This window comes from Streptomyces sp. NPDC006798, assembly GCF_040635975.1.
Lineage (GTDB): Bacteria > Actinomycetota > Actinomycetes > Streptomycetales > Streptomycetaceae > Streptomyces.
On the sequence record NZ_JBEYIS010000011.1, the window covers coordinates 125,961 to 140,287 of the forward strand.

Here is a 14,327-nt window from a genome sequence, read left to right on the forward strand (position 1 = left end):
CCGGCTCAGGCGTCCGCCTCGACCTCGACCTCGACCCCGGACTCCGCACCCGCATCCGCATCCGCATCCGCATCCGGTACGGATCGCGACAGTTCCAGCGCCTCCAGGGCCCGGTGCAGTACGGATTCCACCCGCAGCCGGTCGCCGCCGTCCCGGTCGAAGACCTGAAGGGTCTCCAGACAGACCAGGACCCATCGCGCGTCCCCGCCGGACCCGACGGCCAGTTCGACCGCCGCCCCGACGTCGTCCCGCCGGTTCCAGCCGGTGCCGAGTTGGGCGACGACCATCCGGTATCCCGCGTACACCGCCTCGTCCCGCAGGATCCCGGTCGCCTCGGCGAGTTCCCCGGCGCCGTCCTCCCGGGCCGTGGTCCGGGCCAGTTCGCCGAGGACGGTGTCCTGGTCGTGCCCGTTCCGCCGCAGTTCCAGGGCCCGGTCGAGCAGCAGCGGCCAGCCGCCGGTGAGTTCGGCGAGCCGGGCGAGCCGGTCGTCCGTCTCGCAGAAGCTCTGCCGTCTGCTCCAGTCCTTGAGCGCCCCGGCGTCGTACCGCCGCAGGGTGACGACGGTGCCGTCGCCGTCCGCCGTCCGGTCCCCGGTCAGCAGCTCCCGCCAGAAGGCGAGCTGCCGGGTGCCCGATACGAGCACCACGGACCGGGTGGCGTCGGGCCGGTCGGGGGCCGTCGTCCGGGCCATGGCGAGCGATTCGCGGCACGGTTTGGCCCGTTTCCCGGTCAGGTCGCTGACCACGAGCCGCCGTTCTCCCCGGACGCCGTCGGCCAGCGCCTCCCGGTAGGCGTGGGCGCTGCCGATCTCGGGCGCCGTCCAGCCCTCGATCCGGCCGGTCGCGCCGCGCAGGGTGCGGACGACGTCGCCGACGCCGGTGGCCGGGCTGCCGAGGACGACCCGTACCTGGTTGCCGCCGTCGCCGAGGAGGTAGTCGATCTGGTCGACGGTCAGTGGCGCGGACCGGCCGTCGGCCAGGTCGGGGCGGCTCTCCCGGACCAGGGTCTCCTCCAGCCGGCAGTCCCGTTCGGCGCCTTCGAGCCGGGCCTCGATCTCCTGGGCCGTACCGATCATCCGCAGGGCGTTGGGGCCGCGGAGATGCCATCCCCGGCCGTCGTTGTTGGGGGCGAGGACGCCGAGGCCGACCATTTCGAGGAGGTAGGCGCGGAAGCCCTCGCTGTCGAGGCGTTCGAATCCCTCCCGCCACCACTGGCCGCATTCGTCGCGGAGTTCGTGGTCGCTGAGCCGGGTCTCCAGGCCGCTTTCCCGGGCGTGCCGGGCGAGGACGTTGGCGACGACGAGATAGCGGTGGTCGAGTTCGAGGGTCTCCTTGAAGGCGGCCGTGATGTCGGAGCGCAGGGACGCGTCCTGTTCGACGGCGTCGACGTCGGCGGCGTCGATGGCGTACGGCGGTCCGGCCGCCGCCCGCCGGGCCCGTTTGCGCTGCATGCCCTCGACCAGCCGACTGCCGAAGATCTGGAGCAGGAAGGGCTGGTACGAGCAGAAGCCGAGGACCCGGTTGACCAGGTCGGCGTCGGCGAACTCGAAGCCGAGGGCGCGCAGCGGATGGACCAGCAGATCGGCGGCGAACTGCGGGGAGAGCGGTCCGACGACGGCGGGGGTCTGGGCGAGGTGCCCGAAGGGCCCGTTGCGGGCGAGCCGGGTGAAGCGCTGGACGGAGTGGAGTCCGGCGAAGACGACCTTGGCCCGGCCCCGGGAGTCCTCGCCGAGGCCGCGCAGCCGCCGGGTCTCGATGCATTCGGGGACGTCGGCCTCGAAGAAGAGATCGCATTCGTCGAGCAGGATCAGCAGCCGGCGTTCGGGGTCCCGGTCGAGCCAGCCCTGGACGCCTTCGGTGACGCGTTCCCACGCCTCGCGCCGGGGGCCGCGCCGCCGGGGCTCGTCCAGTACCTCCATCCGGGTGAGTTCCCGGTCGAGGGTGGTCCAGATCGCGGCGGCGCCGAGGGCCGTGGCCTTCCCGATGCCGATCTTGTCGAGGTTGAGGTGGAGGGTGCGGTGGCAGCCGGGGAGCTGCCGTTCGAAGTGGTCGCCCGCGTCGGCGAGGAGCGCCGACTTCCCGAGGCCCCGGCCGCCGTAGAGGATCTGGGTGCCCGCCGGGTCGATGATGCTCTTCCGTTCGCGGTCGCGCCCGTAGAACATCTCCCGGCCGATCTGGCCGCGTTTCTCCTTGATGTACGGGTTCACGGCGGAGAACGGCAGCAGGGTCTCGGTGGCGGCGTCGACCCGCCGGTTGCCCCGGGCCGCGAGGTAGGCGAGTGCCGCGTCGTCCACGACGACGACGGGTTTGGCGGTGTCCCGGGAGCGGGCGGCGAGTTCGGCCCTGGTCCGGCTGTCGAGGGTGCCGAAGTGGACGACGAGGAGGCTGGCGTCGCTCGGGTCCTGCCGGATCCGGCTGAGCAGCAGATCGGCGGCGGGCCTGCCCCAGATGAGCAGGGCCCGCAGTTTGTCGCCCCGGGCGGCGAGACCGGAGCCGAAGGCGGGTGCCCAGGCGCGTCCGGTGACCTGGACGTCGACGATGTCGAAGAACTTGTAGTCCTTGCCGCGCGGCAGCCCGTCCAGGGGGCGGATGCCCTTGGATTCGTAGCCGAGGAGGCCGAGGGCGGGGCTCAGGTCCTCGCGGGGGTTGATCCGGCCCCGGTCCTTGGTGGTGGCGAGCTTCCGCCAGCGGCCGAGGGCGGCGGCGGCCCGGGCGGCTTCCTCGGTGGAGAGGGCGGTGTAGTCGAGTGCGGCGACGGACCGGTGCCTGCCGCCGGTGCGGACGGTGGTCACGAGCTGTTCGGTGATGCCGCCGGGCAGCCCGTCGGGTACGGCCGGGTAGAACACCTCCAGATGGGATTCCTCGGACCGGATCTCGGGCACGGGTTCGCCGAGTTCGAGGTAGTAGAGGAGTTCGGCGGCGGTGGCGAGGCTGTCGGCGTCGAGATGGCGGCGGATGTGGTCGCGGTCGGCGGCGCCGACGCCGGTGAGCCCGTCGAGCCGGGCCCGCAGCCGGTCGGCGGCCTCGGCGCGGTAGCGGGGCAGCAGTTCGGCGACCCGGTCCAGGTTGCGCCGGATGGCGGCGGGTTCGCGGGCCTCCCCGGCGGGCGTGGCGGGTGCCGCGTCGGCGAGGAGTTCCTGGAGTCCCACGTCCTGTTCGACGGTGAGGGCGCCGTCGGCCTGGGCCCGGCGCAGGTCGGCGGCCTGCCGGGCGGCGATCGCGGCGAGTGCCGTACGGCGTTCGTGTTCGCGGCGTTCGATCCGGGGCCGGTCGGCGACGGCCGGGGTCAGTCCGTGCGCGGCGGGCAGCGCTCCGGCGTCGGCGAGCCGGAGGACGGTGTGGACGGCGGTGAACCCGTCCCGGGAGAGCAGGAGTTCGACGGCCCGGTCCCAGGAGGTGTCGACGGCGGTGAGGAGTTCGGCGACGGTGGGCGCGCCCGCCCCGGTCCCGGCCGGGCCGGTCCTCGGCGGGACCTTCAGCAGTTCGGCGTCGAGTACGGCTCCGGCGTCGGCTTCCGTGCCGGTGGGCGGGTGCGGCGGCTTGCGGCCGGGTTCGGCCAGCTCGTCCAGGACGCGGGTGAAGACGACGGCGGCCCGGTTGGCGGCGGCCCTGGTCAGGGGGTCGGCGGTCCGCCGTTCCTGGGCGGCGAGGTCGTCGGTGATCCGGTCGCGCAGACCGAGCATCCGCCGCCGCAGCCCGGCGACGGCTTCGTAGGCCCAGGCGTTCCCGGCGGATTCGCGGGTCCGCGTCTCGCGTTCGGCCGCGCGCCAGCGCCGTACGGCGTCCCGGACACGTTCCATGAACTGCCGTACGTCGGCCCTGGCCGCGCCCTGGATGGTCCGGCCGCCGGGACTGCGCAGCTCGCCGTCCATCCGGTCGACGGCGGCCTCGATCTGTGCGGGGCGTCCGAGCCCTTCGAGCAGGTCGTCGGCGTGTTCGGCGGCTTCGGGGGCGCCGTTGACGACGGCCCCGAGCACCCGTCCGAACTCTCCGGTGGGCGCGAGCAGCCGACGGGCCATCTGGGTGGCCCGCTGGAACCGCATCCGGGGTACGGCGAGCGCCGTACGGCATGCCTCGACGGCCTCCTCCAGGCGTTGTTCCTGCCCGGAGACATCGGCGCCGACGGCATCGAGCGGGGCGATCAGCAGGGCCCCGGTGAGCGCCGGTTCGGCGAGTTCGGCGGCGACTTCGGCGAGCGCCCCGGAGAGCCGCTGCGCGAGTGCCTTGAGCTGGGCGCCGACGACGGGTTCACCGGTCACGACGGCGGCGTTCACCAGGGCGGGCAGCACGAGCAGCGGCGAGACGTCGGCCTCGGAGCTGTCGGGGCCGTCCGGACCGTCCGGGCTGTTGTTATCGGGCGCCGCCAGGACATCGCCGTCCCTGAGCAGCTCCGCGATCGCGTCGGCGGCGGAGTCGGACCGGTTCCGCAGTACGCCCCCGAGCCCGGCGAGCCGTAACGCGGCGACCTCCGAGGGCCGCCGCCGCGCGGCGGCGGAGAGCCGTGCCGCGAGCCCGTACCGCTCCTCCACGACGAGCCGCGCGAGCACGAGCCCGATCTCGACGGACCCGGGCCCGGTCTCGCCTCCGGCGGGGGTGGAGGGGGGCCGGGACACGGCGGGGCCGGGCGGGATCCCGACACCCGGGCCGGGGTCGGACAGGGACTCGGCCGACAGGGTGGCGATCAGCTTCGTTCCGGCCCCGGGCCGGGGGAGGCACTCGGCTACGGGCCCGGCTCCGTCCCCGGACCGGCTGGGCAGGGCCGGGCCGGGCGGCGGGACTTCCGGAACGTCATCGGTACGCCCCGGGCCCCGGCCGGAACCGGGCGGGAGCGGGCCGCCCCGGCTGACAGCCGTGGGCGGTTCGGCGGACCCGGACTCCGGGACACGTCCGGGCCCCGAGGGTGCGGCCGACTCGGTGCCGCTACGGATCACACCCCCGCCGGTTCCGGTGGCGTCCGGCGACCGAGGGGAGACGGCACGGCCGTTCGCAGCCGGGGCCGACGCGTCGCCGGTGCGGCACGGGGTCCCACCGGAACCGGCCGGGCCGCCGGTCGCCGGCGCGGGCGGGTGATCCCGCCCGGCGCCGCTGCGGGACGGCGCCCCGGCGGCTTCGGATCCGGCCGGACCGGTGGACTCGTCGGCACGGCCGGGCCGGTGGTCCGGCTCTTCGGCGCTGCGGGTCGCCGTCTTCCGGCGCCTCCGGCGGGGGTCGCCGGGCGCGGTGGCGGGAGTCACGGCCCCGGTGCCGCCCGTACACCCGTCGCCCGGCCGGTCCGGGGCGGGCGGTGAAGGCGGACTCTCGGATGGTTCGGCCGACTCGTCCCGGCCGCCTCGGGCGGGGAGTCGGGCCGGAACGGCCGTACCGGTTCCGGGGGCGATCTGGTCGTGGAAGACGGCCACCACCGCGTACGGCGGATGGGCCCGGGTCAGCCGCCGCTGGAGCTCCTGGATCTCGGCGGGTGTGCCGCCGTCGGCTCCGGCCCGTACCAGGGCCCCGATGAGGGTCAGGGCCTCGGCCGCCGCGTGGTCGGCTTCGGACCAGTCGTCCTCGGCGAGCAGGGCGGCGGCCCGTGCCACGGCCGGTTCGAGGACGTCGGCGACCGGTCCTCCCCGGGGGCAGGTGAAGGCGGCGACGGCGGCCAGTGCCGTACGTGTCTCCGCGTCGCGCCGGACGGCCGCGCAATGGTCCGCGACCGCCCGGACGATGTCGTCGAGCCGGGCGGGTACCCCGGTGGCGCCGAGGGCGGCGAGGGTTTCCACGACCCCGTCGAAGGCCGGGTTCACCCGGGCCAGCAGGGCGAGATCGGGCCCGGCGGGCGGCCGGCCGTCGGCGAGGGCGGTACGGATCCGTTCGGCGGCGGCCGACGCCTCCGGCACGGCGGTCGTCAGTACGTCGGTCCGGGCGGCCAGTTCGGCGAGATCCTGTTCCCGGCCCGAGACGGCGGAGCGCCCGGGGTCCGGGGGGCACGGCAGGTCCGGCGGGTCCGGCAAGTTCTCCGGCTCCTCGGGCCGCTCCCCCGCCGCGTCTCCGGGCCGCCCCGGCACGGCGGCCACCGCGTAATCCGGCGGGCCCGCCAACGAGCCCGCCGCCGCGTGCGGGCAGGCGAACCCGGGCTCGTCGCCGGAGGTCTCGGCGACGCGCTCGGCGGCGGCCCGGACCGCTTCCAGCGCCTCCGGTTCGGCGCGGACGCCGAGCCAGTCGCGGTCCGCCGCCCAGAGCACGGCCCGCGCGGTCTGCCGCGAGCCGTCGGCCCAGGCGAAGAGGGTGAGCCTGGCGAGCCGTACCCCCCACCGTTCGACGGGATCACCGGGCGGGTGCTGTCCGTCGCCGCCCGCCGCCGCTTCCTCGATCTCCTGCCGGATCCGCTGGGTCAGCCAGCGGGCGGCCTCGGCCTGTTCCCGGGCCGGTTCGAGCCGCTGGACGCGCTTGAGCACCTGCTCGCTCAGGACCCGGCCGAACCGGCGCGGCTCGACCTTCCGGAACTTCAGGTTCTGCAAGATCACCCGCCGTTCCCGCTGGGCGAGCAGATTGAGAACGAGTTCGGTCTCACCCGCCGTGATCTCCCCCAGCGTGAGCGGGATCATCTCCCCGAGCGCGCGCAGCGCGGCATAGAGGTCGGCATGCGGGGTGGTCATCACCATCAGGGGTGTGATCGTGGCCGTGGTCGGCTCAGCCGTCATCCTTCGGTTCATCCGTTTCTGTCGTCCGTCGCGTCGTCGTTCCGTGAGGCGCGCCGGTGGCGTCAACGGCCCCGGTAGTGGGGGCCGACGAACGTCCGGCCGGGCGGCAGGTCGGTGCCGTCCGCCTTGCCGACCTCCCGGCAGTACGCGCGGTACGCCTCCTGCTGGCGCGCGGAGGGCGCGCTGCCCCGGGGCAGTCGGCGGACGAAGGCGCTGACGAGATGAGGCGTCGCCGCACCGGTACCGGTCGGCGCGGCCGTTTCGTCGCCTTCGGCGGACTCGGCTCCGGGTGCGGTGACGGGCCGGGGGTCGGGGTCGTAGCCCACGAGCGGTATCGGCGGTTCCGAGGGCCGGGCCGGGTAGTACGGATCGCCGTCCGCGCCCCGGCTGCCGACGGCCGCGTAGAGGAACCCGTTCCCGATCAGCTCCCCCGCCGCGCGGTCGAGTTCGGCGGCGGTGATCCGGCCGCCCCGGCGGTCGCCTCCGGTCCGCCGTCCGCCGGGGCCGGGGTCGGGCGCGGTGTCGAGTTCGAGCAGGTGGACGGCGCGCGGCAGGGCCGCCCGGTCGAGCAGGGCGTGGCCGTCCTCGGTCAGCAGTCCGCAGCGCCGTACGGCTCGGAGGACGAGTACGGGCGGCCCGGGTTCGGCCCGGCCGGGACAGGAACGGGGTCCGGGTCGGGGGTCGTACGGTCCGTACCGGGTCAGGACGCGGGGGTCGTACCGGTGGCGCAGGATCATTCCGTCGACCGTGACCGGCGTCTCCAGGAGTGTCGTGCGCATCGTCAGCCGGGTACTCCCCCGGATCCACTCCGCGTCGATCAGCAGACCGGGACAACTGCCGTCGGGCCACCGCACCCCGGCGAGACCCGGGACACCGTCCCGGTCGGGGGCGACCCGGACCCGCCGGTCAGGTTCAGGGTCCGGCTCTCCGTCATGGGTGAACTCCAGCACCGTGAACCGGTTCACGGTGCCGAGCGCGCGCAGCTCCTCGGCGACGGCGGCGGGCAGGGGCGCCCGGGACGCGCGCAGGGCGCCGGGCCCGAGGGCGAAGGTCCAGCGGACGGAGCGGGGGTCGTCGCCCGTCACCCGGGGCCCGCCGAGCCGCGCCCCTTCGTACGAGGCGGCGGCACCGACACCGGCCGCCGCGCGGTCCTGTTCGGCGACGCCCGGGTGGTGGGAGCGCCAGATCCCGCCGCTCTCGAAGGCGTCCGCCAGGGCGACCCGTACCCCGGTCTCGGGAAAGAGACCCCGGTCGGTGTCGCGGACGACGTCGCCCATCGCCAGATTGGTCCGGCAGACGGCGACCGCGTAGCCGACCCCGCCGAGCTGGCCTTCCGCGCCCGCGACGGACCGCAGCCAGGGGCCGACGGCGGTATGGACGGTCTTCGGTCCGGTCCGGCCGTGGCGCCGGTGTCCGGACGGAACGCAGCCGCGTACGAGGGAGTTGGCGAGGGTCCCCAGATCGGACCGGCCCAGCGGGCCGTCCCGGAGCAGCCCTTCGGCGACCTTGGTCCGGCTGAGGGCGTAGCCGTTCCACAGGCGGACGGAGTCGCTGGTGGCGAGGGCGTGGGCGACGGTGCCGAGCAGCCCGTGGAGGACGGCGCGGAGCCGTCGCGGGTCGTCGTCGCCCGCCAGCCGGGCCAGGGGGGCGGGGACGGCCGGGCCGAGGCGGCCGTCCCGGCCGGGGCCGAGGAGGTGGGCGACGAAGTGCTCCGTCTCGCCGCGCGCGGCGGCCGGCGCGCCCGGGGCGGACCGGACGGCGTACCGGATGTGGCCGTCCTCGGTGAGCCATTTGCGGTGGGCCCGGAGCCGGTCGGTCTTGCGGGTCTCCACCTGGAGGCCGGAGCCGAAGGCCGTGAAGTCGGGTACCAGCAGTTCGGGCCGTACGGACGGTGTGCCGTCACCGCCGGCGCGCTCGCCGGTTCCGTCCGTGCCCCCCACGGAAACGCCGCCCGGTACGGCTCCGCCCGGTAACGCGCCCTCGCGGTAGACGATCTCCGCGTAGAGGGGTTCGGAGCCGGTCTCGACCCGGACGAAGGCGCCGACGGGCAGTACGGCGGCCCCTGTTCCGTCGCAGGTGACGGAGGGGAAGGCGTCGATGTCGAGGGCGCAGCCCCCGTAGCCGTCGCCCGTGGTGTCGTAGCCGAGGCAGGCCGCGTTGAAGGCGACGGTGGTGTGGACGGGCCCCGGCCGGGTCTCGACCACGCGTTCCAGATACCGGCGCAGTGCGGCGAGTTCGGTGGGGTCCACCGCGTGGGGGCCGTTCGCCATGCCGGGGGTGAGGACGGACCGCCCCGCGGGGCCGGTCGAGTCGAAATGTCTCGCGGTTCTTCTGTCGGGGCTCGCGCCGAAGGGGGTGGTTCCGATTCCACCACGGGCATGAGCCATCGTCATATTCCGTCTCCCCTCGCAGGAATCACCAGGCAGAGAGCCCGGGATGTCGATCGCGTTCAGGTGGGGGCGGTCGACGCTACGCCTTTCGGATCGCCCGTGGGCGGCTTCGACGGGATCCGGTCGCGCCACCCCGGCAGGGTCGGCAGGATCAGGCTGATAACCCGCCGCAATCGCACATCAGTACGGGCACGGTCCGGCTGTCGCCTTTCCGGGGAGTTTCCCGGAACTCTTCGGCGGAGATCGATTTATGGTCTAGATTCCGCATGGAGACCGAGCAGTGAATTCGTCGCGCGACGCGGGAGACGGGGCAGGGCGATGGGAAGCGGTACGGGCCGAGAAGGATGGCCGGCTCCCTGCGGAGGGGGCCGCCCCCGACCCTGCCGTGCCCACGGCCCCCGAACCAGTTGGTCCGGCCTCGCCGAGACCGCGTACTGCCGCAATCCCCGGCCGGGAGCGGCAGCGCGAATCATTCACGCCGCCCTGCGCCCCCGCGCCGCCCGCCCAAGCCAGTCGGCCCGGGGACAGCAGCTCTTCGGCGCGCTCCCGCCGCGACGGGTCCGCGCCCTGGTTCCTCGTTCCTCGCCCCGAGCCGGGCGGAGCCGGGCCCGATAGGACAGGCCCGGCCGCGCGGGGTCACACGCCGAGGTCGGCCAGCCACTCCCCCGTGGTCCGGGGCTTCAGCCCGAGCAGCTCCTGGGCCGAGTTCTCGGGCGTGATGGCATGGTCGGGCAGGGTGCCGATGGCCCGGTAGAGCCCGGCCACCCCGGCGGCAGTCGGCGCCCCGAGCAGCGGGGTGATCAGTTCGGCGAAGGCGTCCGGGGTGATGCCCTCGTACGTCACGTCCCGCCCGAAACGGGCCCCGAACGCCTCCGCGAGAGCCGCCCCGGTGATCGCCGGGTACTGACCCACGGTGACCGTGCCGGTGACATCCGTACGGTCCACCAGCAGCGCGGCGGCGGCGTCGGCGACGTCCAGGTGGGACGACCACGAGACGTCGAAGCCGTCCGCGAGGGGATACCGCAGCACGCCCTCCGACCGGGCCCCGCCGACGACCGGCGGCAGCAGCAGGTTCTCCAGGAACAGCTTCGGCGCCAGTACGGCGTACGAGAGCCCGCTCGCCGCGACGCCCGCGATCAGCTCCGCGAGCGCCGGATCCGTACCGGGCCCCTCGGCGAAGGAGCCGCTGGTGGAGATCACCACCCGGCCGGGCCGGGCCCGCTCCACCGCCGCGACGATATGCCGCGCGTACGTCAGTCGGTCGTCGGGCGCGCCCAGCGGCAGATGGGCGAAGACCCCGGCCGCGCCCTCGTAGGCGGCGGCGAGCTGGTCGGCCGACGCGTAGTCGGCGGTGACGGCGCGTACGCCCTCCGGTACGGCGCCCGCGTCCCGGACGACGGCCGTCACCGGCTGCCCGGTGGCGGCGACGGCGGCGAGGACGGGGGCTCCCTGGGCGCCCGTGGCGCCGTGGATCACATAGTTCATGAGGCCAATGGTGCATACGATGCACCGGTTACATCAACTGCACCAATGGCGTACCGTCGCACTATGAGCACATCATTGCCGAGCTGCGGGGTCGCCCGATTCCTCACGCTGCTCGACGGCCCGTGGGCGACCCTGATCGTCCGAGAGCTGCTCAGGGGCCCGCAGCGCTTCACGGAGCTGCGCTCGTCCCTGCCGGGGATCAGTCCTCATACGCTGACGAGCCGGCTCCGCCAGTTCGAGACCCACGGAATCGTGACCCGTACGGTCCACGCGGAGGTTCCGCCACGCGTGGTGTACGAGCTGACGCCGCTCGGCAAGGAGCTGCGTACGGTGCTGGACGCGATGGCCGCCTGGGCGATGGCGATACCCGTCGCGGAGACCGCCGAGGGCGTCGGCGCGGGATAGCCGGGGCGGGGCGACAGACCCGGCGGTGTCACGGGCCGAGATCGATCTCGGCCCAGACCGTTTTTCCGCTGGGCGGGTACGGCTCCCATCCCCAGCGGCTCGCCAGTACCGCCACCATCAGCAGCCCGCGCCCGGTCTCGCCCTCGCCGTCCGCGAAACCGTCCACGAACCCTCCGGCGTAGCCCTCGATCGGCACCCGGGGCAGCCGCTCCCCGCGCGGATCCGTGATCTCGACCCGGACGATCCCCGCCAGCCGGTCCAGACTCAGCCCCAGCTTGAAGCCCCGCCCGGCGACCCGGGCGTGCCGTACCGCGTTCGCCGCGAACTCCGCGACCACCTGCTCCGCCCGGTAGGCGGCGTCGTGCTCGATCTCCCACGCCCGGAAGTGGGCCCGCGTCAGGGCCCGGGCCCGGTGCGCCCCGCGCGGCGAGGAAATCAGCCGCTGCGCGAACACACGTACGGTGACCGGGAGATCAGGTGCAGAAGTGTTCATGGAGGCTACGGTGGCGCGCATATGCCTGCGGCGACCAGCACTTAGCTCCGTACGCGGAATCACCGTACGGAGCTGTTCTATAGACGGTACGGTCAACATCCGGTCACGCTGGGTGAGTTCGGCGCGGCTCTCCGCGCAGTCTCACGCACCACGGAGGTGGCCGCGAATGACCGAAAACACCGGCGACACCGAAGGGACACCGGACCGCGACGACTGGGAACGGGAACCCGACCCGTCGGACAGTCTGCGCACGTTCGGGGCAGTAGTCCAGGCCCTTCGGGAACACGCGGAGCTGAGCCGCGAACAGTTCGGCGACAGGGTCCGCTTCTCCAAACACACGGTGGAGTCGGTGGAACTGGGGCGCAGGATGCCGGACGTCGCCTTCGTGGAGCGGGCGGAGGAGGTGCTGGGGAACACGGGGGCGCTGAGGCGGTCGGCGAAGCACCTGTCCCGGGGCGAGCAAGGCATCGCGGCATGGTCCGCCAGTGGGCGCGGCTCGAACGTTCAGCCATCAGTATCTGCTCCTACGAGTGCAGGCTCGTCCCAGGACTGCTGCAATCGGAGGGCTATATGCGGGCACTCTGCGAGAACGACATGCCACCACTGGCGGACGATGCCGTGGAGGCCACGGTCCTGCGACGCCTGGAACGTCAGCGTCTCCTCACCGAACGCCCCAGCACGAGCTTTGACTTCATCATCGAAGAGTCTGTCTTGATGCGCAGGTTCGGCGGACTGAGCGTCACCCGTGATCTGTTCGACCACATCCTCAGGGCAACTCAGCTCAGGAACGTGACGCTTCAGATCATGCCTGCCAACAGTGAGCATCACGCTTGCCTCGCGGGGCCCATCCGCTTGCTTGAAACACCTGAGGCACGGCGCCTCGCCTACTGCGAAGGACAGGAAAGCGGGCGGTTGATCTCCAATCCGAAACAGGTCGCCGTGCTGTACCAGCGGTATGCGAGACTCCGCTCACAGGCCCTCAGCCCCCTCGAATCCGTGGGCCTGCTGGAGCGCATCCGAGGAGCACTATGAGCGACACCCCTGGACTGGCTTGGTTCAAGTCCAGCTACAGCAGCGCACAGGGCGACGACTGCATCGAGATCGCTTGGTCCAAGTCCAGCTACAGCAGCCCTGACGGCGACAACTGCATCGAGGTCCACGCCTCCACCGCCGCCGTGCACGTCCGCGACTCCAAGGACATCGCCCGTCCCCACTTCACGGTCGGGCCCACCGCCTGGACGCAGTTCATCGGGTACGCCTCGCACGGCTGACCCGTACAACTGGAGCATCGAGCCCCCCCCCCCGGAGCCGTAGGCGTCACGCTCCGGGGGTGTTCGGGATCGTGAAGGCGACGCCCGTCAGGCGTTCGGACAGCTCCCAGAGGCGGCGGCCGTTCTCGGGGTCGGTCACGGCCTTGGCGGGGCGGGCCCGGCGGACGCCCGCGCCCCGGATCTCGAAGGGCCCGTCGGGGCCGAGGTAGTCACCGCCGCGTACGTCCGGGCCGGTGGCCGCGCGCAGTTGGGGCAGGACGCCCCGGGCGACGGGCTGGCCGAGCCGGGCGAGGTCGCCCAGGCGGCCGATGACCTTCATCGGGCCGGTCTGATCGGCCGAGAACAGCGCCGTCGCGGCATAGCCGGGATGGGCGAGCACGCTGGTGACGGGGCTCGCGGCGGCGGCGAGACGGCGGTTCAGCTCCGTACCGAAGATCGCGTTGGCGAGCTTGGACTGGTAATAGAAGCCGGTCGGGGAGTACGAGCGGGCGCCGTCGAGGTCGTCCCAGTGGATCCGGCCCATGTGGTGGGTGACGGAGGTGATGGTCACCACGCGTGGATCGTCGCCGGTCAGCAGGTCGAACAGCAGGCCGGTCAGGGCGAAGTGGCCCAGGTGGTTGGTGGCGAACTGGATCTCGTGGCCCTGGGGGCTGAGGGTCCGGGGCGGGGCCATCAGACCCGCGTTGTTGACCAGGATGTCGAGCCGGTCGCACTCCTCGCGGAACGCGTCGGCGAAGGTGCGTACGGAGTCGAGATCGGCCAGGTCGACTATGCGTACCCGCAGTCGGCCCGCCGGGTCCCCGGCGGGTAGTCCGGCGGCTATCTCGGCTCGGGCGCGCTCGCCGCGTTCCTTGTTCCGTACCGCGAGAACGACACTCGCACCATTTTTTGCGAGCGCCTTCGCCGTCGCGAGCCCGAGACCGCTGCTGGCGCCGGTGACGACGGCGACGCGACCGGTCTGATCGGGTATCGGTTCCGCCGTCCACACCTTCTTCGACATGGTGTCAAAAGTGCCCGACGCACGCCCGGCGCACAACGGCCCGCGCAGGGCGGATTCGCCGGACGCGGCGCGCCGCCGGGTGGCTGGTCACCATCCGCCGGGTCCGGCCGGGGGCCGGGCCGGAGGGGCGGGCGGAACGGGCGGGGGCGGCGGGTGGTGAGCGGGGTACTCCTGATGGACTCCGTAGGCTTCGATGAACCCCTGGATGGTCCGCAGATCGCCCGCGAAGGACATGGACCGCCATTTCTCCTTCCGGCCGTCGCGGTGGACGAGGTCCAGCCACACATCGAGGCTCGCCATCATGCTGTCGGAGGAGGTACTCGCCGCAGCCTTCAGGGTCACGTCGGTCAGATCGTCGAAGTCGACCACCTTCAGCGGCTTGCGGTCGTCCTTGTACTCGACGGCCTCGTCGGGCGTGATGACCAGCAGCGGATCCGGGTCGTCCGACGTTCCGCGCAGAAAGCCGGAGATCTTTCCCCGCTTCTTGGTGAAGACCCGCCAACTCTCCGGTACGGGGCCCTGGCTCGCCCGAGTCAATACGGTTCGGGGATTCGTCACAGCGGCACCTCCCGCTTCGTACGGCAGCGCCTCGCGAACGTCGTA

At 73.4% G+C, this 14,327-nt stretch carries 8 protein-coding genes and 1 pseudogene; 3 read left to right on the top strand and 6 right to left on the bottom strand.

Going from position 1 to position 14,327, the window contains the following annotated elements; genetic code table 11:
- Positions 1-5: 5 nt before the first annotated feature.
- The 3 genes from ABZ714_RS10190 to ABZ714_RS10200 all read right to left on the bottom strand — a co-directional run bounded on the left by ABZ714_RS10190 (position 6) and on the right by ABZ714_RS10200 (position 10,555).
- Positions 6-6,680 carry a hypothetical protein gene (locus ABZ714_RS10190; protein ID WP_358824713.1) on the bottom strand — a complete coding sequence of 2,225 codons (6,675 nt, stop codon included), beginning with the start codon at positions 6,678-6,680 and terminating at the stop codon, positions 6-8.
- 62 nt (positions 6,681-6,742) lie between these two features.
- A complete protein-coding gene (locus ABZ714_RS10195; RefSeq protein WP_358824714.1) occupies positions 6,743-9,073 on the bottom strand; it encodes a hypothetical protein in 2,331 nt (776 codons plus the stop codon).
- Between the two features lie 633 nt (positions 9,074-9,706).
- Positions 9,707-10,555, bottom strand: coding sequence for an NmrA family NAD(P)-binding protein (locus ABZ714_RS10200; RefSeq protein ID WP_358824715.1), 849 nt, complete (start codon positions 10,553-10,555; stop codon positions 9,707-9,709).
- Between the two features lie 63 nt (positions 10,556-10,618).
- On the opposite strand from ABZ714_RS10200, the gene ABZ714_RS10205 reads away from it, so the two are divergent.
- A complete protein-coding gene (locus ABZ714_RS10205; protein ID WP_358824716.1) occupies positions 10,619-10,960 on the top strand; it encodes a helix-turn-helix domain-containing protein in 342 nt (113 codons plus the stop codon).
- 28 nt (positions 10,961-10,988) lie between these two features.
- Here the strand turns inward: ABZ714_RS10205 and ABZ714_RS10210 are convergent, their stop codons facing one another.
- A complete protein-coding gene (locus tag ABZ714_RS10210; protein ID WP_358824717.1) occupies positions 10,989-11,453 on the bottom strand; it encodes an ATP-binding protein in 465 nt (154 codons plus the stop codon).
- 166 nt (positions 11,454-11,619) lie between these two features.
- On the opposite strand from ABZ714_RS10210, the pseudogene ABZ714_RS10215 reads away from it, so the two are divergent.
- Positions 11,620-12,485 (top strand): annotated as a pseudogene (locus ABZ714_RS10215) (helix-turn-helix transcriptional regulator).
- Positions 12,482-12,724 (top strand): DUF397 domain-containing protein, encoded by a 243-nt coding sequence (locus tag ABZ714_RS10220; RefSeq protein WP_358824718.1) that lies wholly within the window; start codon positions 12,482-12,484, stop codon positions 12,722-12,724. Before ABZ714_RS10215 ends, ABZ714_RS10220 begins: the two are co-directional and overlap by 4 nt.
- 46 nt (positions 12,725-12,770) lie before the next feature.
- On the opposite strand, the gene ABZ714_RS10225 is transcribed toward ABZ714_RS10220, so the two are convergent.
- Together ABZ714_RS10225 and ABZ714_RS10230 are read right to left on the bottom strand one after the other, a co-directional pair.
- Positions 12,771-13,724: an oxidoreductase gene (locus ABZ714_RS10225; RefSeq protein WP_358824719.1), complete on the bottom strand. Its 954-nt coding sequence runs from the start codon at positions 13,722-13,724 to the stop codon at positions 12,771-12,773.
- Between the two features lie 87 nt (positions 13,725-13,811).
- A complete protein-coding gene (locus ABZ714_RS10230) occupies positions 13,812-14,282 on the bottom strand; it encodes a hypothetical protein (RefSeq protein WP_358824720.1) in 471 nt (156 codons plus the stop codon).
- Positions 14,283-14,327 lie beyond the last annotated feature (45 nt).